At 66.4% G+C, this 26,647-nt stretch carries 21 protein-coding genes and 3 tRNA genes; 14 read left to right on the top strand and 10 right to left on the bottom strand.

All coding sequences use genetic code 11. From position 1 onward, the window contains the following. Positions 1-217 precede the first annotated feature (217 nt). Positions 218-430: an SHOCT domain-containing protein gene (locus AWR35_RS02580; RefSeq protein ID WP_058574391.1), complete on the bottom strand. Its 213-nt coding sequence runs from the start codon at positions 428-430 to the stop codon at positions 218-220. Positions 431-486: 56 nt separating this feature from the next. Beyond that, a complete protein-coding gene (locus AWR35_RS02575) occupies positions 487-1,989 on the bottom strand; it encodes a multicopper oxidase domain-containing protein (RefSeq protein WP_058574390.1) in 1,503 nt (500 codons plus the stop codon). Positions 1,990-2,204: 215 nt separating this feature from the next. Here AWR35_RS02575 and AWR35_RS02570 point away from each other — a divergent pair, with 215 nt between their 5' ends. The 3 genes from AWR35_RS02570 to AWR35_RS02560 all read left to right on the top strand — a co-directional run bounded on the left by AWR35_RS02570 (position 2,205) and on the right by AWR35_RS02560 (position 4,992). Continuing rightward, positions 2,205-2,888: a heavy metal response regulator transcription factor gene (locus AWR35_RS02570; RefSeq protein ID WP_058574389.1), complete on the top strand. Its 684-nt coding sequence runs from the start codon at positions 2,205-2,207 to the stop codon at positions 2,886-2,888. Beyond that, on the top strand, positions 2,885-4,309 hold the full coding sequence (locus tag AWR35_RS02565) for a heavy metal sensor histidine kinase (protein ID WP_058574388.1): 1,425 nt from the start codon (positions 2,885-2,887) through the stop codon (positions 4,307-4,309). The genes AWR35_RS02570 and AWR35_RS02565 overlap by 4 nt, the downstream gene beginning before the upstream one ends. 329 nt (positions 4,310-4,638) lie before the next feature. Further along, positions 4,639-4,992 (top strand): DUF3147 family protein, encoded by a 354-nt coding sequence (locus AWR35_RS02560; RefSeq protein WP_058574387.1) that lies wholly within the window; start codon positions 4,639-4,641, stop codon positions 4,990-4,992. Between the two features lie 17 nt (positions 4,993-5,009). Here AWR35_RS02560 and AWR35_RS02555 read toward each other — a convergent pair whose 3' ends face one another. From AWR35_RS02555 to AWR35_RS02540, 4 genes are all read right to left on the bottom strand, one after another. Next, positions 5,010-5,582, bottom strand: a complete 573-nt coding sequence (locus AWR35_RS02555) for an HD domain-containing protein (RefSeq protein WP_058574386.1) — start codon at positions 5,580-5,582, stop codon at positions 5,010-5,012. A gap of 95 nt (positions 5,583-5,677) precedes the next feature. Further along, a tRNA-Pro gene (locus AWR35_RS02550) sits at positions 5,678-5,754 on the bottom strand. Positions 5,755-5,841: 87 nt separating this feature from the next. Continuing rightward, positions 5,842-7,464: a bifunctional diguanylate cyclase/phosphodiesterase gene (locus tag AWR35_RS02545; protein WP_058574385.1), complete on the bottom strand. Its 1,623-nt coding sequence runs from the start codon at positions 7,462-7,464 to the stop codon at positions 5,842-5,844. A gap of 141 nt (positions 7,465-7,605) precedes the next feature. Beyond that, entirely contained in the window at positions 7,606-9,861 is a 2,256-nt protein-coding gene (locus AWR35_RS02540) for a response regulator (RefSeq protein ID WP_058574384.1), read from the bottom strand. 87 nt (positions 9,862-9,948) lie between these two features. Here AWR35_RS02540 and cysM point away from each other — a divergent pair, with 87 nt between their 5' ends. Beyond that, the gene (gene cysM / locus AWR35_RS02535; protein WP_058574383.1) at positions 9,949-10,851 is read left to right on the top strand and encodes a cysteine synthase CysM; all 903 of its coding nucleotides are present in this window, start codon (positions 9,949-9,951) and stop codon (positions 10,849-10,851) included. Between the two features lie 81 nt (positions 10,852-10,932). Continuing rightward, the gene (rlmD, locus tag AWR35_RS02530; protein WP_058574382.1) at positions 10,933-12,303 is read left to right on the top strand and encodes a 23S rRNA (uracil(1939)-C(5))-methyltransferase RlmD; all 1,371 of its coding nucleotides are present in this window, start codon (positions 10,933-10,935) and stop codon (positions 12,301-12,303) included. A gap of 1 nt (position 12,304) precedes the next feature. Here rlmD and AWR35_RS02525 read toward each other — a convergent pair whose 3' ends face one another. Then, complete coding sequence (locus tag AWR35_RS02525) at positions 12,305-13,246, bottom strand: prenyltransferase (RefSeq protein WP_058574381.1); 942 nt, start codon at positions 13,244-13,246, stop codon at positions 12,305-12,307. A 143-nt stretch (positions 13,247-13,389) separates the two neighbouring features. Between AWR35_RS02525 and AWR35_RS02520 the strand changes: the two genes are divergently transcribed. Next, positions 13,390-13,480, top strand: a tRNA-Ser gene (locus AWR35_RS02520). 39 nt (positions 13,481-13,519) lie between these two features. After that, positions 13,520-13,610 (top strand) — tRNA-Ser (locus AWR35_RS02515). An 80-nt stretch (positions 13,611-13,690) separates the two neighbouring features. Here the strand turns inward: AWR35_RS02515 and AWR35_RS02510 are convergent. The 3 genes from AWR35_RS02510 to AWR35_RS02500 all read right to left on the bottom strand — a co-directional run bounded on the left by AWR35_RS02510 (position 13,691) and on the right by AWR35_RS02500 (position 16,980). Beyond that, positions 13,691-15,208 carry a sensor domain-containing diguanylate cyclase gene (locus AWR35_RS02510; protein WP_231723544.1) on the bottom strand — a complete coding sequence of 506 codons (1,518 nt, stop codon included), beginning with the start codon at positions 15,206-15,208 and terminating at the stop codon, positions 13,691-13,693. Between the two features lie 164 nt (positions 15,209-15,372). Further along, positions 15,373-16,194 carry a mechanosensitive ion channel domain-containing protein gene (locus tag AWR35_RS02505; RefSeq protein ID WP_058574379.1) on the bottom strand — a complete coding sequence of 274 codons (822 nt, stop codon included), beginning with the start codon at positions 16,192-16,194 and terminating at the stop codon, positions 15,373-15,375. A 168-nt stretch (positions 16,195-16,362) separates the two neighbouring features. After that, entirely contained in the window at positions 16,363-16,980 is a 618-nt protein-coding gene (locus AWR35_RS02500) for an OmpA family protein (protein ID WP_058574378.1), read from the bottom strand. A 245-nt stretch (positions 16,981-17,225) separates the two neighbouring features. Between AWR35_RS02500 and mtnA the strand changes: the two genes are divergently transcribed. The 7 genes from mtnA (at position 17,226) to AWR35_RS02465 (ending at position 26,638) form a co-directional block, all read left to right on the top strand. Then, positions 17,226-18,260, top strand: coding sequence for an S-methyl-5-thioribose-1-phosphate isomerase (gene mtnA / locus AWR35_RS02495; RefSeq protein WP_058574377.1), 1,035 nt, complete (start codon positions 17,226-17,228; stop codon positions 18,258-18,260). A 153-nt stretch (positions 18,261-18,413) separates the two neighbouring features. Then, positions 18,414-20,993 (top strand): DNA gyrase subunit A, encoded by a 2,580-nt coding sequence (gene gyrA, locus AWR35_RS02490; RefSeq protein ID WP_058574376.1) that lies wholly within the window; start codon positions 18,414-18,416, stop codon positions 20,991-20,993. Between the two features lie 126 nt (positions 20,994-21,119). Continuing rightward, positions 21,120-22,202 carry a 3-phosphoserine/phosphohydroxythreonine transaminase gene (gene serC / locus AWR35_RS02485; protein WP_058574375.1) on the top strand — a complete coding sequence of 361 codons (1,083 nt, stop codon included), beginning with the start codon at positions 21,120-21,122 and terminating at the stop codon, positions 22,200-22,202. A 46-nt stretch (positions 22,203-22,248) separates the two neighbouring features. Beyond that, positions 22,249-23,412, top strand: coding sequence for a 3-phosphoglycerate dehydrogenase family protein (locus AWR35_RS02480; RefSeq protein ID WP_058574374.1), 1,164 nt, complete (start codon positions 22,249-22,251; stop codon positions 23,410-23,412). 15 nt (positions 23,413-23,427) lie between these two features. After that, positions 23,428-24,570, top strand: a complete 1,143-nt coding sequence (gene pheA, locus AWR35_RS02475) for a prephenate dehydratase (RefSeq protein WP_058574373.1) — start codon at positions 23,428-23,430, stop codon at positions 24,568-24,570. Continuing rightward, positions 24,570-25,742 carry a histidinol-phosphate transaminase gene (gene hisC, locus AWR35_RS02470; protein WP_058574372.1) on the top strand — a complete coding sequence of 391 codons (1,173 nt, stop codon included), beginning with the start codon at positions 24,570-24,572 and terminating at the stop codon, positions 25,740-25,742. The genes pheA and hisC overlap by 1 nt, the downstream gene beginning before the upstream one ends. Next, entirely contained in the window at positions 25,742-26,638 is an 897-nt protein-coding gene (locus AWR35_RS02465; RefSeq protein WP_058574420.1) for a prephenate dehydrogenase/arogenate dehydrogenase family protein, read from the top strand. Before hisC ends, AWR35_RS02465 begins: the two co-directional genes overlap by 1 nt. Positions 26,639-26,647: the final 9 nt, after the last annotated feature.

Below are 26,647 nucleotides of genomic sequence, written 5' to 3'. Positions count from 1 at the left end.
CGCCGATTACGTTTTTGTCAGCTGCGTTTCGGGGCCGAAACCTTCGGAAGGGATGACGATGCGGTCGGGTGGACGAGTGGCGAGTTGTCCACCAAAACAACGCGATACGGGCGGGGTGCCGGCCAGGCCGTCTTCGGTGGCGAGCGAGTAGGTCAGTCAGTTCGCGTTTCTCGTGACTGCTCGCTGTCGTTCGAAGGTAAGGGAAGTCGGCGGATGCTCATTCGAGCTCCTTTTTCATGCGCTCGTAGGTTTCGTCGTCGATCTCGCCCCGGGCATATCGCCGGTCGAGGATTTCCCTGGGGCTGGGGGATTCCAGGGAGCGGTCCTGCCGCGAGATGGCGAAAAGCAGCCAGACGACGAGCCCGATAAAGAGCACCCAGATGATCCACATGAAGCCCCCTCCGAATCCCATGAAATGTGCGTAGTCCATGATCGTTCCTCCCGTCGGGACGCATGGTGAATGTCAGCGGCATTGCCGCCTGCCGGTCAGGAGACGCTGAAGTGGCCCATCATCCCGGCATCCTCGTGTTCGAGGATGTGGCAGTGGTACATGAAGGGTGTCTCCCGGCCGGCCGGTTGCGTGAACTCCACCGCGATCTCGGCGCGGCCATCCACGAGCACCGTGTCCTTGTAGCCCCGGTTCTCCAGTCGCGGTGACCGGCCGCTCTCGTCGGCGAGCACCCGGAAACGCACCCCATGGATGTGGAACGGGTGCATCAGCATGTCGCTCTCGATGGTCCAGTGCTCGGTGGTGCCGAGACCCACCTCGGCGTTGATGCGCTGCATGTCGAACGGTTGACCGTTGATGCCCATCGTGGGGCCACCGTTCCCGCCCATCATGCCGCGCATCATGGGCATGCCGCCGAGCATCATGTCGAGTGTGAGGTGTCGGCGCCGGGCGAATACGGTCGGTGGCGCCGGCAGTTCGTCGTCGATGGTCTCCGGCAGCCGGTCGACTTGCCCCTCGTTGCCACCGGGGTGGAACGTGAGTACCGGCGTGTCGCCTTCCAGCATCGAGTTGGTGAAGGAGCGAAGACCGCTCATCATGCCCATCATCCCCGGTCCGCCCTGGTTCCGGTCGGGACCGGTCACCAGGCGGGCATCGTGGCCATCACGGAAATCGACCAGTACCTCGATCCGTTCACCCGGCGCCAGGCGCAGCTCGTCGGCGGCCACCGGCTGCGGCCAGTAGCCCGAGTCGCTGGCAATGACGTGCATCGGGCGTTCGTCGTCGAAGCGCAGGTGATAGATGCGGGCGTTCGATCCGTTCAGCAGGCGCAGGCGGACGACCGAGCGCGGCATCCGGGCGCGCGGGAAATGGGCGCCATTGACCAGAATCCGGTCGCCCTGGAAACCGTGCATCCGGTCGAACATGCCGAGGCGGTAGTCCAGTCGCCCGAGCTGATCGAAGCGGCGGTCCTGGATGACGAGGGTGAAGTCGTCGACACCGTGCTGGTGGGGCAGACCACGCTCGTCGTCCCGCCCGTCATCGATCTGGAACACGCCGGCAAGCCCGGCATATACCTGTCGCGCGGTATGCGGGTGGGTGTGGGCATGGAACCAGGCAGTCGAGGGCGGCTGATCGATGGAAAGAACCGGTTCCCAGACCTCGCCCGGTCGGATTGCCTGGTGAGGGCCGCCATCGTGCTCGCCCGGCACGAGCAGGCCGTGCCAGTGCGTGGCCATGGGCTCCGGGAGGTCGTTGAGCAGGCGAACCGCCACATCCTGCCCCCGCCGCGCGCGGACGACCGGCCCCAGGTAGGCCTGGTTGTAGCCCAGCGTGGCCGAGGGGTTGCCGGAGAGAAACCGTTGGTTGCCGCGCTGGGCGACCAGGTCGAGTCGACCGCTTTTTTCGACGTCGATCAGATTCGGTAGTGGCAGCGACGGTCGATCCATGGTGGCGGCCCCGGCAGATCGTGTCGCGACCGGGCCCAGCGTGGTGGCGGCTGCCGTTGCCAGGCTGCCCTTCAAGAAGCGGCGTCGATCCATTTCAGTTCCTCCAACAACCGGTGTGCGGCAATGCCTAGAATGCATCGGGTGAGGCGACGGCCGAGTCATCGTGTGCGCGGACGATGCCCGGATTTCACCCCCACGCTAGCTGCGCGCTCTGTCGTGAACCTGACCCGGGCATTACAACGCTGTAATGTGGCGAATCAGGTCGTATCGGGGTGGCAGAATGCGTTTCGATTCGGACGGGAGGGCGCATGAAGATCTTGATCGTCGAGGACGAAGAAAAGACGGGCCGCTACCTTCAGCAGGGGCTGACGGAGGCCGGTTATACCGTCGACCTGGCGGATGATGGCGTGGAGGGCCTGCACCAGGCCCTGACCGGGGATCACGACCTGGTCGTTCTCGACGTCATGCTGCCGAACATGGATGGCTGGCAGATCCTCCAGACCCTGCGGCGTGGCGGTCGGGACATGCCGGTACTGTTCCTCACGGCCCGCGACCAGATCGAGGACCGGGTCCGGGGGCTGGAGCTGGGCGCGGACGATTATCTCGTCAAGCCGTTCGCCTTCTCCGAGCTGCTGGCGCGGGTGCGCACCCTGCTGCGGCGCGGCCGGGCCGAGCCCGAACCGACCACGCTGCGGGTCGCCGACCTGGAGCTGGATCTGCTCGGTCATCGCGCGACCCGGGCGGGGCAGCGCATCGATCTGACGGCCAAGGAATTCGCGCTGCTCGAGCTGTTCATGCGTCGTCGCGGCGAGGTATTGCCGCGCTCGCTGATTGCCTCCCAGGTCTGGGACATGAACTTCGACAGCGACACCAACGTGGTCGAGGTGGCCGTGCGCCGCCTGCGCCGCAAGATCGACGAGCCCTTCGATACACGGCTGATCCGGACCATCCGCGGCATGGGCTACGTGATGGAGGTCGAGGGAGAGGCATGACCCGGCCGGTTTCGCTGACCACCCGCCTGACCCTGTTGTTCATCCTGGTCTCGTCCTCGGTGCTGCTGGGGCTTGCGTGGGTCCTGCACGCGGCGGTGGAACGGCACTTTCTCGAGATGGACCGGGGCCTGCTCGAGAGCAAGATCGAGGTGCTCGAGCGCCTGGTCAAGCGCCCGCCACAGACCGGCGAGATCGTCGCCCTGGAGGAGGCGGTGGAGGCAATGTTCCGCAGCGACCCGCAGCTCAAGATTTTGGTCGAGACGGCCGACGGCAGGGCGATCCTTGCGCCATCGGAGTCACTGTTCCCGCGGGAGCGGCTGCGCGAGCGGGCCGACGGGGCGCAGTCGAACCTGCTGTCATGGTGGAAGGACGGCTCCCGATATCGCGCCCTGGTCAAGAGCGTCCAGCCGGAGCTGCCGGGGCTTGATCCCCTGATCGTGGCAGCCGCGATCAATATCGATCACCACGAGCGGTTTCTGGTGCGCTACGGCCACACGCTGTCGGTATTCATCCCCTTTGCCGCCATCCTGAGTGGCTTTCTCGGCTGGCGGGCGGCCCGGCGCGGTCTCGTGCCCTTGAGGCTGATCCAGGAGCGGGCGGCATCGGTAACGGCCAGCCAGCTCAGTCAGCGCCTGCCGGAGGAAGCCGTCCCGCGCGAGCTGACCGGGCTGGCCCACGAGCTCAACTGCATGCTCGATCGTCTGGAAGAGGCGTTCCGGCGGCTGTCGAACTTTTCCTCGGACCTGGCGCACGAGATGCGCACCCCCGTGAGCAATCTGCTCACGCAGACCCAGGTCGCCCTGTCGCGTGCGCGCACCCAGCGGGAGTATCAGGAGACACTCGCCTCGAGCGCCGAGGAGCTCGATCGGCTCTCCCGCATGATCGCCGACATGCTGTTCCTCGCGAAGGCGGACAACGGCCTGTCGCTGCCCTCGGTCGAGGAGTTGGTGCTGGACGAGGAAGTGGCCGACCTGTTCGATTTCTATGATGCACTGGCCGAGGAGGAGGGGGTGACGCTGTCTGCCGCGGGCAGCGCGGTGATCCATGGCAACCGCCTGATGCTGCGGCGGGCATTCAGCAACCTGCTCTCCAACGCGCTGCGCCACGCCGACGAGGGCGGCCACGTGCTGGTGAGGATCATCGAGCACCCGTCGATGGCCACGGTAACGGTCGAAAATACCGGTGAGCCGCTCGCCCCGGAGGAGTTGTCGCGGATCTTCGAGCGCTTTTACCGCGCCGAAGGGGCAAGAACCCGTCCGCGGGGTGCCACCGGCGGGCTGGGGCTCGGGCTGGCGATTACCCGGGCGATCGTCCGCGCGCATGGCGGCGACATCACGGCGAGCTCGGAGGCAGGGGTCACCCGTTTTCTTGTCACTCTGCCCAGGGAACCCGCGCAGCATTCGGGCGTGCCCCGCGCTTGATGATTCTCCCTGTCACCGCATGATGTGATGCCGAACAAAAAAATGCCCACCGGCGATGCCTCCGGTGGGCAGTGGAAGGAAAGTCGACCCGCTGCGGGGCGGGTCAGCGCATCAGCTGGCGGTGGCCTCGTCGGTGCGCTGGGCCACCGGCCGGTAGAGTGCCGGCAGGACCACGATGTTGAGGAAGGTCGAGGTGGCCGGCCCGCCGAGGATGATCGTGGCCATCGGCGCCTGCTCTCTTGGCGGGTGGGAATGCCGCCGACCGGCCTGCTGATGTCATGATCGGGCGATGACGATGCCGGGTACTCCGGTGCAAGAAGGAGGGCGACATGGGGTGGCTGCTGGTCAAGTACCTGAGTACCGCCGGGATCGTGGTGCTGGTTTCCGAGGTGGCCAAGCGCAGCGACAAGCTCGGTGCGCTGATTGCCGCCTTGCCGCTGGTCACGATCCTGGCGCTGATCTGGCTTCACATCGAGACCGGCTCGCAGGAGAAAGTGGCCAGCCATGCCTGGTACACGTTCTGGTATGTCGTGCCCACCCTGCCGATGTTCCTGGCCTTCCCGCTTCTGCTCGGGCGCATCGGGTTCTGGCCCACCATGATTGCCAGTGCCGCCATCACGGTGACGTCGTTCTGGCTGTTTACCTTCGTCGCCCGCTACTTCGGGGTGGAGTTGATGCCCTGATCGGTCGGTGCGGCTGGTCAGTCGGCGAGCAGCTGGTCCATCAGCGCATCGATGGACTCACGGACCCGACGCCGCAGCACCGGATGCCCTCGACTCAGACGGCGGATCAGCGATGCCTTCTGCGGCAGGTACACACGCTTTGCGAAGTCGGGATCGTGCCGGGCGATTGACTGGACGTTCAGGTACACGTCCGCGTACTTGATCGTCTGAGCCCTCGGGTCGGCCTGAGCCACATGAGCGTGGTCGATGGCCTTGCGGGCGGTTCGGTCGCCGTCGTCGGGGCGTGACGGGTTGGTCAGGGACAACACCATGCGGACGACCGAGGCAGGGAATCGAGACGCGAGGTCTGCTGCCGTCACCTCGGTGTCCTCGACCACATCGTGGAGCAGGGCGGCGGCCAGGACGAGCGGATCGCGCTCGTATGCCGCAACGAGGTGGGCGACAGCGACGGGGTGCAGGACGAACGGTTCGCCGGTGTAACGTCGCACCTGCCCCTCGTGGGCGGCGATGGCGAGGTTCAGGGCATCTCGCACCACGAGTGATGGGTGCGAGGCGAAGAAGTCGATCGGCGAGCTGGCGGTCGTGGTCATCGTGCGTTTGCCCCATGTCGGGCCGTTCGCGTGCGTTGGGTCTGACCCAGACGCGATGAAGGGGCTGCCCCGTTGGGACAACCCCTTCAAATTGTTGGTCGGAGTGGAGGGATTTGAACCCCCGACCACCTGCACCCCATGCAGGTGCGCTACCAGGCTGCGCTACACTCCGAAACAGGGCGCGCAGGATAGCGCATTTTCCGCGACGGAGGAAGGCCGGCGGGGCCCGCGCCTCGGCGACGGCGCCGCCCGGTCGGGGTCAGATCTCGTGGACGAACTCCCGGATATCCGCTGACGTCGGGCGCACGATTTCGGGGCGGCCGAAGTGGAAGCCCTGGCCCCAGTCGATGCCCATATCCCGAAGCATGTCGGCGGTGCGCTGGTCGCCGATGAACTCGGCCACCGTGATCAGGCCCATGTCGCTGGCCATCGCCTGGATGTGTTGGACGATCTTCTGCGCGCGCAGGCTCTGGCTCATGTTCTGCACCAGGGCGCCCTCGATCTTCAGAAAGGTGAAGGGCATGTCCAGCAGGTAGCGGTAGGACGAGTAGCCGGAACCGAAGTCATCCAGTGCCAGGCGCAGGCCGAAATCGATCAGTGGCTGCAGGGCGCTGTAGGCGTCGGCGGTGTCTTCGAGCACCTCCCGCTCGGTCATTTCCAGCACCAGCGGCTTGACCTCCTGTTTCCCACCGACGCATGCGCAGGCGTTCTGGGCGGTTTCGATCACCTGTTCCATCAGCTCGGGATGCTGCAGGAAATCGCCGGAAATATTGACGAAATGCGCCATCGGCCGATGGTCCAGTGAGGCGACGCAGTTGGTAATGGTCTGGTTGATGATCTCGAAGTCGATCCGGTGGGCCATCTGCAGGCGCGAGGCCGCCTCGATGAACATCCCGGCGGGAATCACGTCACCTTCCGGCGTGATCATGCGGGCGAGGGTTTCGTCTGCCACCACTTCGCCGGTCTTGAGATCGACGATCGGCTGACTTGCCCCGACGATCCGCCCCTCGTGAATGGCGCGGTCGAGTGCGCCACCGGTGGTGTAGACCGACGGTTGCTTCAGCTGGTCGGCATCGACCACGCGGTCGCGGCCGGTGCGCTTGGCTTCGTAGACCGCGGCATTGATCGCGCTGAGCTGGTCGCGTGGCTGGGTGCGACTGGTCTCGCCCGGACCGAGGGTGCCGTGGCCGATGCTGACGGTGACCGTGCCCAGGTGTGGCGCGTCGTCGGCGGGAACGAAATGAATGCTGGAGGCTGCCGTGCGGATCTGTTCGGCAATCTGGGGCGTGCGTTCTGCCTGCCGGGGCGGGACCAGCAGCATGAATTCGTGGCCGCTCCAACGGGCGATCAATACGTCATCGGGTACCGTCTCCTGCATGGCGCGGGCAAGGTCGCGGATCACGCGGTCGCCGACGTGGTAGCCGAGGTAGTCATTGACGGTCTTGAGGCGGTCGATGTCGACCAGTAGCAGTCGATGTCCGCCTTCGCCCCCCGACTGGACTTCGCGGACGCGCTCGAGCATGGCGCTGCGGTCGGGCAGGCTGGTCAGCGAGTCGAGGGTGGCCGGCGAGCACAGGCTCTCCATGAGCACGACCAGTCGCTGGTTCTCGTCCAATGGCGTGACGCCGAGGGTGATTTCCCGGTTGTCCATCAGGCCGCGCAGGGCGGTCTGCTCGCCATCGATCAGGGCGCCCATCAGCGACTGGCCGGCATTGAGACTGATGCGCCCTTCAAGGCGCCCGCGCAGGGTTTCCTCTCCCTGTGGCGGGAACAGTTCCTCGGCGCGCGGGCTGGTATTGGTCACGCGCCCGGATGAATTGCACAGGAAGACGATCATGCCCTGATCAGCCCCTCCCTTGAGTGCAGCATTGTCGAATTCCATGGTGCCCGACCTTTTCCTTGGTTGTTCTTGCCCGGCCCTGGGCTCTCCACCAGCGTGTGGATATAACTATAGGCCGATCCTAGCAATGAATCTGGCCTGGAAGAATCAGTAATGCCTGATGAATGAAATGCAGCCCGCGGCTCATTCGTCGCCCGTCCGGCAGGCGGGGGTGGCATTGATCTGATCGATTCGTTCGATCAGGGCCTCGATCAGTGGCTGGATCTCGCCCGCGGGGGCGGCGTGGTCGAGGTTTGTCTCCAGTTCCCCGGCCAGTTGCTGCAATTCGGCTTCCTGGCAGCAGGCGGCCGCCCCGCGCAACTTGTGCGCCGCGTGACGTAGCGCGTCACGATCATCGGACTCCTGTGCCAGCAGGCGCCGATAACCGGGCAGCTCGTCGCAAAGCAGGCGGGTGAGGAACGGGTCGCGGCCGTTTTCCGCCTTGCCCTTGCCGCTGCCATTCGTCCGCGACGGCGTGTCGGTCTGATTCTGCGGCTGCAGCGGGAAGAATTCGCCGATCGCGCTGAGCAGGTCGCCGGCGGTTACCGGCTTGGTCAGTACGCGTTCGATGCCGCTGTGCAGCAGGTCCTGGTGCACGTTGCCCTGCCGGTTGGCGGTGATCGCGATAATGGGGGTTTCCAGATGGCGCGGCCGTTTCTTGAGGATGCGGGCCACGCCGGCACCGGTGATATCCGGCATGTGCATGTCGGTGAAGACGATATCGATGTCCTCGTGATCGGCCAGTGCCAGTGCCTCCTTGCCGTTGGTCGCAGAGAGCACCTCGAAGCCGAGTTCGCCCAGGGTCTGTCCCAGGTGGGCGAGGTAGACCGGGTCGTCGTCGATCACCAGGGCCGCGCGACCGGCGAACGAGTACAGGGCGTGTCGCGGCGGCGCGGTTTTTCTTACGGCAGGTCGGTCGGCGGGTGCCGGGGCGGGCTTGGCTTCGGTCGCGGCGGGAGCGGCACGCGACGGTTGCCGCCGCGGCCCCGGTGCCGGTGTCCCGAGCACGCGCTCGAGCGAGGCGGACAGGGCGCGGGCACGGATGAACAGCGGTAGCGTGAAGTCGGCCCAGTGGAGCGGGGCGCTGGGGCGGCCGCGAATCGTCAGGTGGCTGGAAAGGCCGATGACACGGCCGGCAAGCGAGATCCACTGATCGAAGGCCGGGTCGCCCTGGTTTTCCGCCACGATCCGCTCGTCGAGGAACAGCAGGTCCACCGGTTGGCCGAAGTCCGGCTCCAGCTGGATGTCGGCCCCGAGCGCCGCGAGATTGCCCTGCCAGGCCCGGCGGTGCTGGGGCGAGGCGCACAGTACCCCGCACAGCTGGCCGGCCAGCCGGTCACCGCTGTCGGCCTCGCCCAGGAGGATCGGGGCGCTGAAGGTGGCGGTCAGGCCGAAGCGCTGCTGCCCGGTTGGCACCACCTCGAGGGCCGAGTCGAGGTGCTTGGAAATGCAGCGGATGATCCAGATGTCGATCAGGTCGTCGACGAGCAGTCCTTCGAGCGAATCCGGCAGCGGCTGCTCGAGTCGCTCGGCCAGCCGGGCGGCGTCGAGCGAGTCGGGGCCGGCCCGCTGGCCATCGACGGTAAGGCGGAACCGACCGATGAGGTCGCCACCCTCGTTTTCCTGTTCGTCCTCGAGTTCCAGCGTGACGGCGGGCTCGCGCAGGTGGGCGACGCAGAGGGCCTCGTTGAGCAGCCGTTCGAGCAGCCGGCGCAGCATCTGCGGGTCGAACGCGATTTCGCGCGGCAGGTCCTGGTAGCCGATGAACTGCAGGACCTGGCCGTCGCGCTGGGCGGTGGTCTGCCAGTCGGTCACCAGGTCCTCGCCGGTGGTGCGCAGGTTGACGCGGCTGTCGGTGCGCGTCATCCGTCCGGCGGTGATCTCGTGGTAATCGATGATGTTCTCGATCGATATGCGCAGACGGTGACTAGCATGTCGCATCAATTGCAGCGAGCGGGCCGGTTCGGGCTCGCCGTCGGGGCTGGTCGGGGCGCAGCGGGCCAGTCGGCGTTCCATGCCCGCGAGCGTGTCGACCGCCGAGCGGATATGCCCGAGCGGCGTCACCCATTGCTGATTGACCAGTTCGAGCACCGATGCCGGCGAGAGCTGGCTGTCCGCCGGATCGTGTTCGGCCGGCGGCTCGGGCGGTGGTGTCTCGGCTGCGCTCGTCTGGGGCTCTCGCCGGCTTCGGATCAGTAACCAGCCGGCACCGACCATCCATGCCACCGCCCAGCCGATACTGGACTGGATGACGCTCGGGGAGAGCGGGGGGCGACCGGCCAGCAGGGCCTCGATGGCGAGCAGGACGGGCGGTGCGATCAGTGCCGCGACGAGCCACGGCAGGTGGCCGGAGGGCCCCTGTTTATCGGCGTGCTGTTGTCTGCGGTTGGAAGCGTTCACCGAGGGCCTTTGTGGCATACTCGGGGCGCGGGCGGACCCGCTTTCCCCGGATTTTCATCAGGTAAGTCAGAGCGAGCCAACAAGCGTATGTTAGGTCACCGTCTTGATCAATTGATCGGCCACACCCCGTTGGTGCGTATCCAGCGGCTCGATCCCGTCGGTGCCGAGCGCGGCAACGTGATCCTCGGCAAGCTCGAGGGCAACAACCCGGCCGGTTCGGTCAAGGACCGTGCCGCCCATTCGATGATCTCGCGGGCGATCGAGCGCGGCGAGCTCAAACCGGGCGACCGCCTGATCGAGGCGACCTCGGGCAATACCGGTATCGCGCTGGCCATGGTCGCGGCCACCCTCGGCCTGCGCCTGACGCTGATCATGCCCGAGCACATGTCGATCGAGCGTCGCCAGTCGATGGCCGCCTACGGGGCCGAGCTCAAGCTGGTCTCGCAGGAGGAGGGCATGGAAGGGGCGCGTGATCTGGCCGCCGCCATGGCCGAGCGCGGCGAGGGCGTGGTGCTCGACCAGTTCGCCAACCCGGATAACCCCCGGGCCCACTACCTGACCACCGGCCCGGAGATCTGGCAGGCCACGGAGGGGCGGCTGACGCACTTCGTTTCGGCGATGGGCACCACCGGCACCATCATGGGTACGTCGCACTACCTCAAGGAACAGAACCCGGAGATCGAGATCGTCGGCGTGCAGCCGGGTGAGGGGGCGCAGATCCCGGGCATCCGCCGCTGGCCGAAGGAATACCTGCCGTCGATCTTCGAGCCGGCTCGTGTCGATCGCACCCTCGATATCTCCCAGGACGAGGCCGAGGAAATGACCCGTCGGCTGGCCCGCGAGGAAGGCGTCATGGCCGGCATCTCCTCGGGCGGGGCGATGGCCGCCGCGCTCAAGGTGTCCGCGGAGGTGGAAAACGCCGTGATCGTCACCATCGTCTGCGACCGCGGCGATCGCTACCTGTCCACCGGGGTGTTCCCGGCCGGCTGATCGCCCTTCACTAACATTGCACTCGACACGGCCCTGCAGCGCGACGCGTTGCGGGGTCGTTTGCCTTCTACCCGGAGAGTCATGGCCCGTAAGACACACAGCAACAAGCGCATCAAGAAAAAGAAGGCGCTTCCGCGAGGCGAGTTTCCCGCTCACGTCGAATCGCTGACCCTCGAGGGGCGCGGCGTGGCGCATGTCGACGGCAAGGCCACCTTTATCGGCCGGGCCCTGCCGGGCGAGGAGGTGCGTTTCGTCTACCGCGATCAGCGTCGTCATTTCGACCTGGGCGATGCGGTGGCCGTCGAGCAAGCCAGCCCCGAGCGGGTCGAGCCCGGCTGCCCGCATTTCCATCTCTGCGGCGGATGCGCCATGCAGCACCTGGATCCCGATGCCCAGGTGGACCACAAGCAGCAGGCACTGCTCGATCAGCTCTCGCGCATCGGTCGGGTCGCACCCGATCAGCGGCTCGAACCGCTCACGGGCCCGATCTGGGGCTATCGGCGCATGGCCCGCCTAGGCGTGCGCTGGGTGCGAAAGAAGGGACGCGTGCTGGTCGGCTTTCGTGAACCCGGCAGTCCGATGATCGCCGACATCGATACCTGCCCGGTACTCGACCCCCGGGTGGGCGAAAAATTGCCGGTGATTTCGGAGCTGATCGCCGGCCTGAAGGCATATCGCGACATCCCGCAGATCGAGATCGGTTGCGGTGACGATCACTGTGCGCTGGCCTTCCGGCACATGGTTCCGCTGGACGAGAATGATCGTGCGCGCCTGGATGCGTTCGCCGACGAGCACGGTTTCGCCATCTTCCTCCAGCCCGGCGGCCCGGATACGTTGGCTCCACTGGTGGCCGGCGAGCGCGACGTCTACCCGAGTTACCGCCTCGAGGATTTCGACGTCGAGATCCGCTTCTCGCCGCTCGACTTCGCCCAGGTCAACGCCGAGATCAACCGGCGCATGGTGCGTCAGGCACTCGACTGGCTGGCCGTCGAGCCGGGCGACCGGGTGCTCGACCTGTTCGCCGGGCTGGGCAACTTCAGCCTGCCGCTGGCACGCCGCGCCGGGGCGACTGGCAGCGTCACGGCCGTGGAGGCCGACGAGGCCATGGTCGCGCGTGGCGCGGAGTCGGCGGCCGCCAACGGCATCGACAACACCCGCCATGTCGTGGGCAACCTGTTCGAGCCGGATGCCGCGCACGGCTGGATGCGCGAGTCGTTCGACCGCGTTCTGCTCGACCCGCCCCGTGCCGGGGCCGAGGCGATGATCCCGGTGATCGCGCGCATGAAGCCGCGGCGGGTGGTTTACGTTTCCTGCCATCCGGGTTCGCTGGCCCGGGACGTCGGTCGGCTGGTGCACGAGCATGGCTGGCGATTGGTGGCCGCGGGTGTGATGGACATGTTCCCGCACACCGCGCATGTCGAGTCGATGGCTGTTCTCGAACCGGATCGCTGAATCAGCCGGCGGCGATCAACCCCACGATCAGCAGGCCGCCATAGAGGAGCGTCGCGGCAGCGGTGCCCGCCAGGGCGCCCCGCAGGGATGTTGGTTGGTGATGGTGCCGCCACAGCCTGATGCCGGAAAGCACCGAGAGCGGCAGGGCAGCCCAGATGATCAGCGTCGTGCCGGGCAGGCGGTTGGTCGCAACCAGTGTGGTGGGTGTCAGATAGGCGGCCGCGGCAATGGCGAGGTACAGGTAGCGTGCCCGACCTCGACCGAGGCGGACCACCCAGTGGCGCTTGCCCGCCTGGCTATCGGCAAGCAGGTCGGGGAACTGGTTGATCAAGAGCAGGTTGGCCGTCATCAGTGCAAAACCCAGCCCGGCCCATACCGGCAGGGTATGCCACTCGCCGCGTTGCACCAGGTCCGCGCCGACCGGCATCAGCAGGCCAAAGCCCGCTGCGACCGTCGCCTCGCCCAGTCCGCGCCGGTTGAGCGCGAGTGGCGGGGCGGAGTATGCCCAGCCGAGTACCATCCCGGCGAGGCCGAGTGCCAGCAACGGGAGGCCACCCGGTACCAGCAGGCACAGGCCGATGCCGATGGTGATGGCGTAGAGCGCCCAGGCCAGCCGCTGGGTCGCCGCGCGGCTCATCACGCCGTTCTGGATCATGCGACTGCCGCCGGTGAAGGGGAACTGGCGCTCGCAATTGCCCGGGTCGGTGCCGTTGAGATCGTCGAAGTAGTCGTTGTGGACGTTGACCGCGGCATGAAACGTTGCCGCGCCGAGCAGTGTCAGGCCAGCCCAGAGAGGGGCGATCGATACGCCGCTTGCCAGGCTGGTCGCCAGGCCGATCCCTGCCGCGACCAGGGCGAGGAGAACGAATGCCGGACGGGTTGCGAGCAACTGGCGGCGAAACGGATGGCTGGCCAGAGTGGCGCGATCGGGTTCTCGGGGCATGGTCTCGGCGGTCTCGGGGCGGATTCTCCGACTGACGAGCGTATCGCAGCCGGTTCATGGCGTGTGGGCCATTGTCACGGGGCGGTGGTTTGGTTAGAATCCGCACCCTTCCCGAGTCACGGGTTCCCCGCTGACCGGAAAACGGAGAGATGTCCGAGCGGTCGAAGGAGCACGCCTGGAAAGCGTGTGTACGGTAACCCCGTACCGAGGGTTCGAATCCCTCTCTCTCCGCCAGTTTGCATGTCGACACGGTCCGCCGTGTCGTCCCCGTTTGGAGAGGTGCCGGAGCGGTCGAACGGGGCGGTCTCGAAAACCGTTGACCCCCTCGCGGGGTCCCAGGGTTCGAATCCCTGCCTCTCCGCCACACCACTGGTTCGATGAACTGAACCATCACGCCTGCTGGCCTTGTGCCGCAGGCGTTTTTTTTTTGGCTTCGTGGGCGGGTCAGATCGGTTCTTGACCTGTCATGCCTTCGGCGCAGACACGGTTTCGACCGGCCTCTTTCGCGCAGTACAGTTCGTGGTCGGCCCGTTCGACGAGTGCCGACAGGGATTCTCCCTTCCGGTGAGCCGCGATCCCGCCGCTGATGGTGACGTTCAGCACCGAATGGCCGGACCGGATGGTGGCCTTTTCCACTGCCTGGCGGATTCGCTCGGCACACTGCTGCGCTTCCGCGAGCCCCTCGCCCGGCAGGAATACGGCCAGCTCTTCCCCTCCGTAACGAACCGGGATGTCGCCTGCGCGGATTTGTTCGCGAATGATTGCGCCGACATGGGCAAGCACCCGGTCGCCCGCAATGTGACCGTACCCGTCGTTGACCCGCTTGAAGTGATCGATGTCGAGCATGACCAGCGTGAATCCCTGGTCGGGATGCCGGTCGTGCATCGCGACAAGCGGTGGAATGGCTTCTTTCATGTACAGCCGGGTGAATAGGTCGGTCAGCGGGTCGCGAACCGCGGTGCGCAGCATCTGCGAACGGGCCATCTCGCGGAATACGAACATGGCGCCGATCAGCGCGATCGCTAGAGCGATCAGGCCGCCTATCGCCGCATAGGCCCAGGCGAGTGTCGGGTTGCGGATGGAGGTGTAGAAGGTGATTCGCCAGTCGGTGCCCGAGATTGGCGCTGAGCTCATGCCGATGTGGTCGTTCAAGTGCATGAACAGCGAATGGGCGCCGTCCTCGCGATCGCTGCGGTAGGCCGCGGGCATGACGGTGGGCCGGGTGTTCGGGTAGCGGCGTTCGTTCCTAAGCTGGGCCAGCGTGGCAGCCGACAGCGGGTGTCGGCTGCGATGGAGCCAGTCATCGCGTGAGGCGGCGAAGATGACGCCGTGCTCGTCGGAAAGGGCCCAGTCAACCCCATGGGCTTCATCCTCGCCGAGCTGACGGAGAAGCTCGCCGATGGAGGACGAACGGATCTTGATCGCGATCACGCCGACGATCTGCCCGTCCTTGCGGATGGGGCCGGCAACGTAGTAGCCGGCCTTCCCCGAGGTGCTCCCCAGGGCCACGTAAGTGGAAACCTGGCCGTTCATGGCGTTCTGGAAATACGGTCGGAATGCGTAGTTCTCGCCGACAAAACTCTCGTTGCTGGAGGCTGCCGTCGTGCCCGAGGGGCGAATCACGTATAGGGCGTCCAGTTCGAATCGTCCGGCCAGGTCGTTCAGGAACGGGTTGGCGGATGCCGGTGTGTCGGAGGTCGGGATGTTCCGGATGCGGGGGAGCAGTTCGAGTGCGCGGGGGAGCAGCGTGTAGCGGGAGAAGAAGGCGCTGACGGCCGGGTCCCACTGCTGGGCCAGCTCGGCGGCTCGCTCGTCGGCCTGCTGCATCACCTTGTTAGCGCCCCACAGATAGCCTCCCGCACCCCCGAGGAGCATTACGCTTAGGGTCGCTGCCAACAGCCAGCGGTTTCCGGCCGGGCAGCTGGGGGTGTTGACACTCTGGCTCGTCAAACGACGGAACATTCGGGCTCCCGGCATGGGCGTCTGTCCCAGCGTAGACGTTGCAATGGCCTTTTTTGCTCGTGGTCGATAAACCGCTTGTCAGTTGCGGGGAACAGATGCTCCGACACCTACTAAAAAGCCCCGCTTTGCGGGGCTTTCTTCGTGCGTTCGGGGTTGCCGGTTAGTCAGGTCTTCGGCGTTTTCTCGTCGGTCGCGGCCGAGGTGATCACCATCTGCGGGAAGGGGATGGTGATGCCGTTGGCGTCGAACGTCTCCTTGATCTGCTGCTGCAGGTCGGACTTGATCGTCGGCATGTCGGCCGAGCGGACCCAGGGGCGGATCAGCAGATCGACGCTGGAGGCGCCGAACTGGTTGACCAGGATTACCGGGGCCGGGTCCTTGAGCACGCGGTCGTCCTTCTCGAACACCTGCATGACCAGCTCTTTGGCCTTGGCGATGTCGTCGGCGTAGTCGATGCCGATCGCAAGTTCCAGGCGGCGGGTATCGCGCACGCTGTAGTTGGTGATCGCTGCGCTGTAGAGATTGCCGTTGGGCACGATCATCTCGACATTGTCAGGCGTGTTCATCCGGGTGTGGAAGATGCCGATCTCGTTCACCGTGCCCATCAGTCCGCCGGTGATGATGAAGTCGCCGCTGCGGAAGGGGCGGAAAGTCAGGATCATCACGCCGGCCGCGAAGTTGTTGAGCGAGTCCTTGAGCGCCAGGCCGATGGCAAGGCCGGCGCCGGCAACCAGGGCGACCAGCGAGGTCGTGTCCAGCCCGAGTTTCGACAGCGCGGCGATGGCGACGAACAGCAGGAAGGCCGCCCGGGCGATCGCGACCGTGAAGCCCACCAGCATGTTGTCGAGGCCGGTGCGCTGCAGCAGTCGGGTCAGCCAGGGGGTGGCGAGCTTGGCGATATACCAGCCGCCCACGGCGATGGCGGCGGCGAAGATGATCTTGATGATCCACGGCAGTACGTAAATGGAGAAAAAGCTCGCTTCCATGTTGTTCACTCCTGTTGCGAGTTGCGGATGTCGTTTTTCGGAATCGAGTGGAGTGTAGGCCGGGAATCGTCTTGATACCGGTTCACGCTTTTCGATTTATGTCGCGCACAAACAAAAACACCGCCCGAAGGCGGTGTTTTTCGTTCTGTCGGTCGTTTTGATCAGTGATTACTGATCGGTGCCCTTGATGGTCACCTCGACGCGACGGTTCTGCTGACGGCCTTCCGGCGTCTCGTTGGTCGCGACCGGCTGGGACTCGCCCATGCCCATGGTCTCGATCCGGTCTGCCGGAACGCCCTGGTCGACCAGGTACTCGCGGACCGAAGCGGCGCGGCGCTCGGAGAGGCCCTGGTTGTACTCGTCGGTGCCGATGCTGTCGGTGTGGCCGACCGCGGTGATCTCGGCTACCGAGTTCAGGTCGCCCATGTCGCGCACCAGCGCGTCGAGGGTTTCCTTGCCTTCCGGACGCAGGAACGACTTGTCGAAGTCGAAGTAGGTGTCCGCCTCGAGGGTGACGGTCTTCATCTGCGGCTCCGGGGGCGGCTCGACCAGCGGCTTCGGCGCCGGCTTGGCTTCTTCCTTCTGCACCAGCTCCGGGTTGCACTCCTCGATGGCGGTCTCGCTGTTCAGGTCGCCGTGGGCGTTGTACAGGCAGGGGCCGTGGCCGGTCTTGACCGGGTCGCCGCTGCTGTTGAACACGTAGGGGGACTGACCCCCGGCGAAGGCCTGGCCAGAGAAGGCAAACGTGGCTGCGATGGAGGCAGCGATCACGGTCATTTTCTTCATCTGTGAAATCTCCTTGTTTCTTTTGAGGTCAGAGATGACTTTTTGGCTGTTGCTGGGAAAGCCCTGATTCAATTCCGGCAACGGTTGAATCTGACGGAAATAGTAGTCGTCCATTCCGCCAAAGTGCAAAAATAGCCGTATTCCGCTCCGTTGGCCGGGCTGAAAACCGGTTCACTGGGTCGCCAGTGCCCGGGCGGGGGCTGTGATCGAAGTCGGTTCAATTAGTTTCATTCCGGGGTTGGGGATTGGTTAAAGCACTGATATTCAAGAAAAACGAGCTGTGGGTTCTCGATCAGCGGCAGCTGCCGCATGTCGAGGAGTGGCTGTGTTGCTCGTGCGCAACGTGCGTGGCGAAAGTGATACGTGACATGGCCGTGCGTGGTGCACCGGCCATCGGTGTGGCTGCCGCCTATGGCTATCTGCTCGGGGCGCGGCGCGCCCATGATCGCGGCGGGGCGTTGTCCCCCGACGATCTCCGGTCGGTCTACGACGAGCTGGCGGCCGCCCGTCCTACGGCGGTGAATCTTGTCTGGGCACTCGATCGAATGGCCGCCTGCCTCGCCGCCGCAGCGGGTCTCGACAGCGAGACACGCCTGCAGCGGCTGGCCGACGAAGCCGCCGAGATCGAGCGGGAAGATGTCGAGTCGAACCTCGCCATGGGGCAGCACGGTGCGGCACTGATCGAGCCGGGTCGTTGGGTGCTGACGCATTGCAATACCGGCGCACTGGCGACGGCGGGGCAGGGGACGGCGCTAGGCGTGGTGCGCGATGCCTGGTCTGCCGGCCGTCTCGAGGGTGTCTATGTCGACGAGACGCGCCCCTGGCTGCAGGGCGCGCGCCTGACCGCCTGGGAGCTTTCCCGGGAGGGCATCCCCTACCGCCTGATCTGCGACGGCGCCGCGGCGAGTATCCTCGCGACCGGTCGCGTGGGCTGGGTGATCGTCGGCGCCGATCGCATCGCGGCCAACGGTGACACGGCGAACAAGATCGGCACCTACTCGCTGGCGGTGCTGGCGCGACACCATGGAGTGAAGTTCATGGTGGTCGCGCCCCGGTCGACCATCGATCGCGACTGCGCCGACGGGCGCTCGATCGAGATCGAGCAGCGTCCGGCCGACGAGGTGCGCAGTCTCGGCGGACGGCCGGTGGCCCCGGCGGATGCCCCGGTCGAGAACCCGGCCTTCGACGTCACGCCGGCATCGCTGATCGACGCGCTGGTCACCGAGGCCGGGGTGGTGCGCCGCCCCGACCGAGGCGGCATCGCGCGGCTGTTCGACTGAGCCGGCCCGACCCGCGCCCGGGCAGGGCCTCTGTGATAACATGCTCCGGTTAATCGGCGCCCCTGTCGGCGGGCGGTTTCGCGGCGACGCGGCCGCCCGCCTGACGCGATGGCGCCGATCGATCAGGACACTCGTGGGTACCAGGACACTCGAATGACTCAGTTCGCTTCAGAAATCTTCCCGGTCAATCTCGAAGACGAGATGCGGCAGTCCTATCTCGATTACGCCATGAGCGTGATCGTGGGGCGGGCGCTGCCGGATGCCCGCGACGGCTTGAAGCCGGTCCACCGGCGCGTGCTCTACGCCATGCGCGAGCTGTCCAACGATTGGAACCGCCCCTACAAGAAGTCGGCACGTGTCGTCGGTGACGTCATCGGTAAATACCACCCGCACGGCGACTCGGCGGTCTATGACGCGCTGGTGCGCATGGCGCAGGACTTCTCCATGCGCAACATGCTCATCGACGGCCAGGGCAACTTCGGTTCGGTCGACGGCGACGCGCCGGCGGCCATGCGTTACACCGAGGTGCGCATGGCCAAGATCGCCCACGAACTCCTGGCCGACATCGACAAGGAAACCGTCGACTTCATCGACAACTACGACGGTTCGGAATCCGAGCCGCAGGTGCTGCCGGCCCAGTTCCCGAACCTGCTGGTCAACGGCTCCTCGGGCATTGCCGTCGGCATGGCGACCAACATCCCGCCGCACAACCTCGGCGAGGTGCTCGACGCCACGGTCGCCCTGATCGACGAGCCGGAAATCAATGACGACGATTTGCTCGCCTACGTGCCGGCGCCGGACTTCCCCACTGCCGGCATCATCAACGGCGCGGCGGGTCTGCGTGATGCCTACCTCACCGGCCGCGGCCGCTGCGTCATGCGCGCCCGGGCCGAGTTCGAGGACAGCGAGAAGACCGACCGTACCTCGATCGTCATCACCGAGCTGCCCTACCAGGTCAACAAGGCACGCCTGATCGAGCGCATCGCCGAACTGGTGCGGGACAAGAAGATCGAGGGCATCGCCGAGCTGCGCGACGAGTCCGACAAGGAAGGCATGCGGGTCGTGATCGAGTGCAAGCGCGGCGAAATGCCCGACGTGCTCCTGAACAACCTCTACCAGCAGACCCAGCTGCAGAGCGTCTTCGGCATCAACATGGTGGCGCTGGTCGACGGCCAGCCGCGCACCGTGGGCCTGCGCGAGGTCCTCAACGTCTTCCTGCGCCACCGCCGCGAGGTGGTCACCCGCCGCACCATCTTCGACCTGAGGAAGGCGCGCGAGCGGGCCCACATCCTCGAGGGTCTGGCGGTGGCGCTGGCGAACATCGACCCGATGATCGCCGTGATCAAGTCCGCGCCCACCCCGGCCGAGGCCAAGACCAAGCTGCTCGACGGCACCTGGGAGTCGGGCGTGGTCCGCACCATGCTGGAGAAGGCCGATGCGGCCGCCTCGCGTCCCGAGTCCCTGGGCGAGGAGTTCGGTCTGCAGGACGACGGTCGCTACCGCCTCTCGCCCGAGCAGGCGCAGGCGATCCTCGACATGCGCCTCAACCGCCTGACCGGCCTCGAGCAGGACAAGATCGTCGAGGAGTACGCCAAGCTGCTCGAGCGCATCATCGACCTCCTCGACATCCTGCGCTCCGACGAGCGCCTGATGCAGGTGATCCGCGAGGAGTTGCTGCGCATCAAGGACGAGTACGCCGACCCGCGCCGCACCGAGATCATCGTCGACTACGAGGACCTCTCCATGGAGGACCTCATCGCCGAGGAGGACCGGGTGGTCACGCTCTCGCGCGAGGGCTACATCAAGACCCAGTCGCTGGCCGACTACCGCAGCCAGCGCCGCGGCGGCCGCGGCAAGTCCTCGACCCGCATGAAGGACGAGGACGTCATCGAACAGCTGCTGGTGGCGAGCACCCACGCCTGGGTGCTGATGTTCACCAACTACGGCCGGGTCTACTGGCGCAAGGTCTACCAGCTGCCGCAGGGTGCGCGCGGCGCGCGCGGTCGTCCGGTGGTGAACGTCCTGCCGCTGCAGGACGGCGAGTGCATCAACACCATGCTGCCGGTGCGCGAGTTCGTCGACGATCACTACATCTTCTTCGCCACCCAGAACGGCCAGGTGAAGAAGACCCCGCTGGTCGACTTCTCCCGTCCGCGCCAGGCCGGCATCATCGCGATCGACCTGCGCGAGGGCGATCGCCTGGTGGGAGCGGCACTGACCGACGGCAGCCGCGAGATCATGCTGTTCTCCAATGCCGGCAAGGCGACGCGCTTCGTCGAGGAAGACGTGCGCTCCATGGGGCGGACCGCCGCCGGCGTGCGCGGCATCCGCCTGCAGGACGAGCAGTACGTCGTCTCGCTGATCGTGGTCGACGAGGGCGAGGTACTGACCGCCACCGAGAACGGTTTCGGCAAGCGCACGCCCATCGACGAGTTCCCGGCCTACAAACGCGGCGGGCAGGGCGTGATCGCGATCAACACCAGCGAGCGCAACGGCCAGCTGGTCGGCGCGGTGCTCGTGCGCGAGGCCGACGAGGTGATTCTGATCTCGAACCGCGGTACACTCGTGCGCACCGAGGTGTCCGAGATTTCCTCCCTGTCACGCAATACCCAGGGCGTGACCCTCATCCGTCTGGGCAAGGACGAGCATCTGGTCCAGATCGAGCCGGTCACGGCCATGGACGACGACGGTGATGAGGAGGAAGAGTCCGAAGGACACGACGCGGAGGAGTGATCCCCGCCGTGGCGAGGGAAACGCCACCCCAATCAGCCCGCCCATAGCGGGCTGTTTTCGACTGAATTAATGGCCGGGCGAGACATCGCCCGGTCGCTTGTTTTCCGTTTCTGTTCAGGAGTAGTCATGGCTCGCGTTTACAACTTCAGCGCCGGTCCGGCGATGTTGCCCACCGAGGTTCTCACCCGCGCACGGGACGAGATGGTCGATTACCAGGGGACCGGCATGTCGGTCATGGAAATGAGCCATCGCGGCAAGCATTTCGTCGGCATCGCCGAGCAGGCCGAAGCCAACCTGCGCAAGCTGATGAACATCCCGGACAACTACAAGGTGCTGTTCCTGCAGGGCGGCGCCTCGACCCAGTTCGGCGCGATCCCGCTGAACCTGGGCAACGGTTCGGGCAAGGCCGACTACCTCAACACCGGTCACTGGTCTGTCAAGGCGATCAAGGAAGCCAAGCGTTTCGTCGACGTCAACGTCGTCGCCGACACCAAGCCAGACAACTTCACCACGCTGCCGGCCGAGGGCGAGATCCAGTTCTCCCCGGATGCCGACTACGTGCACTACACGCCGAACGAGACCATCGCCGGCGTCGAGTTCCCCTACATCCCGGATACCGGTGACGTGCCGCTGGTCGCGGACATGTCCTCGACCATCCTGTCGCGCCCGATCGACGTCTCCAAGTTCGGCGTCATATACGCCGGTGCGCAGAAGAACATCGGTCCGGCCGGCCTGACCATCGTCATCGTCCGCGAGGACCTGCTGGGCAAGGCGCGCGAGAACACCCCGGCGATGATCGACTGGGCCACCCAGGCCGAGGCCGACTCCATGTTCAACACGCCGCCGACCTACGCCTGGTACATGGCCGGTCTGGTGTTCGAGCACCTGCTCGCCAAGGGCGGTCTCGAGGAGATGGGCAAGATCAACCAGCGCAAGGCCGAGAAGCTCTACGCCGCTATCGACGGCAACGACTTCTACCGCAACCCGGTCGAGCCGGCCTACCGCTCGTGGATGAACGTGCCGTTCATGCTCGCCGACGATTCGCTGGACAAGACCTTCCTCGACGAGGCCGGTCGCCAGGGTCTGGTCACGCTCAACGGTCACCGTTCGGTCGGCGGCATGCGCGCGAGCATCTACAACGCGATGCCGGAAGCCGGCGTCGACGCGCTGATCCACTTCATGAACGACTTTGCCAAGCGTCACGGCTGAGCCCCGCTCGCCTGACCGCAAGACACCCGTTTTCAAGGAATCCGTCATGTACAAGATTCACACTCTCAATGCCATCTCCAACAAGGGCCTCGAGCGCCTGCCGAACGACCAGTACGACATCGGCGCCGAGCTGAACGACGCCGATGCCATCCTGGTCCGCTCGGCCAAGATGCACGACATGGACCTGCCGGAGTCGCTGCTGGCCATCGGCCGTGCCGGCGCCGGCGTGAACAACGTCCCGGTCGACCGCATGACCGACAAGGGTGTGGTGGTCTTCAACGCCCCGGGCGCAAACGCCAACGCGGTCAAGGAGCTGGTCATCGCCGGCATGCTGATGTCGATCCGCAACATCGGCCCGGCCTGGGACTTCGCCCGTAATCTCGAGGGCTCCGACGAGGAGATCCACAAGGCGACGGAAGCCGGCAAGAAGAACTTCAAGGGCTTCGAGCTGCCGGGCCGCACCCTGGGCATCATCGGCCTGGGCGCGATCGGCGTGCGCGTGGCCAACTCGGCCAAGGCGCTCGGCATGCGCGTGATCGGCTTCGACCCGGGCATCAGCGTCGAGCGCGCCTGGGAGCTGTCCCCGGACGTCCACCAGGCGGGCAGCGTCGACGAAGTGCTGGCCAAGGCCGACTTCGTTTCCCTGCACGTGCCGCTGATGGAGCAGACCAAGGACCTGATCAACGCCGAGCGTCTGGCGTTCATGAAGGACAACTGCGTGGTCCTCAACTTCGCCCGTGACGGCATCGTCAACGAGCAGGACATGATCGATGCGCTCGACAACGGCAAGGCGCTGTCCTACGTCTGCGACTTCCCGAGCAACGCGACCAAGAACCATCCGAAGTGCCTGACCCTGCCGCACCTGGGTGCGTCCACCGACGAGGCCGAGGACAACTGCGCGATCATGGTCGCCGACCAGGTGCGCGACTACATCGAGAACGGCAACATCAAGAACTCGGTGAACATGCCGCACGTCCAGATGGCCCGTTCCGGTGCGCAGCGCATCGCGATCGCCAACCTCAACCGTCCGGACATGGTCGGCCAGATCTCGCACATCCTCGGCAAGGCCGGCGTGAACATCGAGCACCTGGTCAACGAGTCGCGCGACCAGGTCGCCTACACGCTGCTGGACGTCGACCGCGAAGTGCCGGCCGAGACCCGCGACGAGCTCGCGGCGATCGACGGCGTTTTGCGCCTGCGTCTGCTCTGATCATCGTTCGAGGCCATGGGCGGCACTGATGCCAACGCCGCGAAGGCGGCACTGCCCGAGAGCCTGGACGAGGTCCGCGGGCTGATCGACTCGATCGATCGGCAGATACTCGACCTGCTCAGCCAGCGTGCGCGCCTGGCCGAGCAGGTCGCGTTGATTAAGGAGCGCGACCCCGACCATCGGCCCGGGCAGTCCTTCTACCGGCCGGAGCGCGAGGCGCAGGTGCTGTCGCGCATCCGCGAACTCAACCCCGGCCCGCTGGACGACGACACCGTTGCCTGGCTGTTCCGCGAGATCATGTCGGCCTGTCTCGCCCACGAGCGGCCGCTGGCGATCGCTACTCTCGGCCCGTCAGGGACGTTCTCCGAGCTGGCCGCGGTCGAGGCCTTCGGCCACGGCGGACAGCTGCGGTTCGAGCCGGGCATCCCGGAGGTGTTCCGCGCGGTTGCCGCCGGCAGCGTCGACTACGGCGTGGTGCCGCTGGAGAACTCGACCGAGGGCAGTGTCTCGGTGACGCTCGATTCGCTCGCCGGCAGCGACCTGCTGCTCTGCGGTGAAGTCGCGCTGCGGATCGACCAGCAGCTGATGGCGCACCCGGAGGCGGCAGACACGCCGCGCGTGATCGTGTCGCACGCCCAGTCGCTCGCGCAGTGCCGCGAATGGCTGGATGCGCACTTCCCCGGTGTCGAACGAATGGCCGTCGCCAGCAACAGTGCCGCGGCGCAGCAGGCAGCGCGCGACCCCGAGGTCTTCGCCGTGGGGCCGGCCTTCGCCGCCGAGCGTCACGGCCTGGTGGTGCGGGCGTCGAACATCCAGGACAACGTCCAGAACACCACCCGCTTCGCCGTGCTCGGCCGCGAGCCGATCGCCGCTTCGGGCAATGACAAGACCGCGTTGCTGCTCTCGGTGACCAACGAGCCGGGCGCGCTGTCACGGCTGCTGGTGCCGCTGTCGGAGGCGGGCATCGACGTGATGCGGATCGAGTCGCGCCCGGCGCGCGACCGGGTCTGGGACTACGTGTTCTTCATCGACATCGCCGGCCACCGCGACGACCCCAAGGTCGCCGCGGCGCTCGAGCAACTGCGTCCGCACTGTGGCCAGTTGCGAGTGCTGGGTTCCTACCCGGTGCCGGTGATCGGCCACCCGGGAGGCGAGTGATGGCAGAGGCTCCGAACGGGCCGGCCGCCGGGCGCGCCCGCGAGTGCGTCGAGGCGATCAGCCCCTACGTGCCGGGCAAGCCGGCCGAGGAGGTCGCCCGCGAGTACGGCATCAGCGAGGTGATCAAGCTCGCATCGAACGAGAACCCGCTGGGTCCGTCTCCGCGCGCGATCGAGGCGTTGCACGAAGGCATCGCCGACCTGCACGTCTACCCCGACGGCAGCGGTTTCCACCTCAAGCGGGCCATCGGCGAGCACTATGACGTGCAGCCCGAGCAGATCACGCTGGGCAACGGCTCGAACGATGTCCTCGAGCTGGTCGCGCGCGCCTACCTAGAGCCGGGCGTCAACGCGGTGTTCTCCCAGCACGCCTTCGCCGTCTACGCGCTCGCCACCCAGGCGGCCGGTGCCGAGGCGAAGGTGGTGCCGGCCCGACCCGCCGATGATCCCGAGATGCCCTTCGGGGCCGATCTCGAGGCGATGGCCGCGGCGGTCGACGAGCGCACCCGGGTGTTGTTTCTGGCCAATCCGAATAACCCCACCGGCACCTGGGTCGAGGCCGCCGAGCTGCGCGCCATGCTCGACGCGGTGCCCGCGGAGGTGATCGTGGTGCTCGACGAGGCCTACACGGAATACGTCGACGACCCGGCCTTCCCCGACGGCCTCGAGCTGCTGGCGCACTACCCGAATCTCGTGGTGACGCGGACCTTCTCCAAGATCTTCGGTCTGGCGGCCCTGCGAGTGGGCTTCGCGGTGAGCGATCCGGCGATCGCAAGCCTGCTCGACCGCGTCCGCCACCCGTTCAACGTCAACGCGCTCGCCCTGCGCGCCGCCGAGGCGGCCCTCGATGACGGCAAGTTCATTGCCGAGAGTCGTGCGGTGAACCGTACCGGGCTGGCGCAGTGGCAAAGGGCAGCCGAGGCGCGCGGCTGGCAGACCGTGCCCAGCCGGGCGAACTTCATCACCGTGATCACGCCGTTCGCCGCGGCCCGCGTCTTCGAGGCGCTGCTGCGCGAGGGCGTGATCGTGCGCCCGCTCGGTGGCATGCAGGCCTGCGGGGGTCTGTCACAGGCGCTGCGCATCACCATCGGCACCGAGGCGCAGAACGCGCGGGCCATCGAGGCGCTCGAGCGGGTGCTCGAACGCCTTTCCGACGAGGATGCCTCACCATGATGTTCCGTCGCCTGGCACTGATCGGCACCGGCCTGATCGGTGGCTCGCTGGCGCTTGCCCTGCGCGAGCGCGGCGAGGTGGGCGAGGTGGTCGGCTATGCCCGGCGCCTCGAGACCCGGCTGGCCGCCGAACGCCGCGGCCTGATCGACCGGCCGGCCGACTCGATTGCCGAGGCGGTCGAGGGCGCGGATCTCGTCTTTCTTGCCACGCCGGTCAAGGCGATGGACGCGGTGCTCGGCGAGCTGGGCGGTGTCCTGCCGGACGACGCCCTGATCACCGACGGCGGCAGCGTCAAGGGTGCCGTGGTCGAGCGGGCGCGGGCGCAGCTGTCGGCCGATCAGCTGGCGCGCTTCGTGCCGGGCCACCCGATCGCCGGGCGCGAGCGCAGTGGCCCCGAGGCGGCGACGGCGGACCTCTACCGTGGCCACCGTGTGATCCTGACGCCGATCGAGGAAAACCGTGCCGAGGACGTCGCGCGCATCGAGGCGATGTGGACGGCAACCGGGGCGCGGGTCGAACAGCTCGACGTTGCGCACCACGATCACGTCCTCGCCGCGACCTCGCACCTGCCGCATGCCGCTGCCTTCGCCATGGTTTCCTCGCTCGCCCGGCTGGCCGAGCGCTACGAGGTGTTCCGCTACGCCGCCGGCGGTTTTCGCGACTTCACCCGCATCGCCAGTTCCGACCCGGTGATGTGGCGCGACATCTGTCTCGACAACCGCGACGAGATCCTGCTGATGCTCGACCACTACCGCGCCGAGCTGGACGGACTGCACGACATGCTCGCCACGGGTGATGGCGAGGCGATCGAAGGCTATTTTTCCGAGGCCAAGGCCGTGCGCGATGCGCTTTACCCGGCGGCCGCGCTCGACGAGGCCGGCAAGAAGGCCGACTGATGTCGCGGG

Origin of the sequence: Guyparkeria sp. WRN-7 (assembly GCF_001641825.1) — a bacterium.
GTDB lineage: Bacteria > Pseudomonadota > Gammaproteobacteria > Halothiobacillales > Halothiobacillaceae > Guyparkeria.
This window is presented reverse-complemented; position numbering and strand designations above follow the sequence as displayed.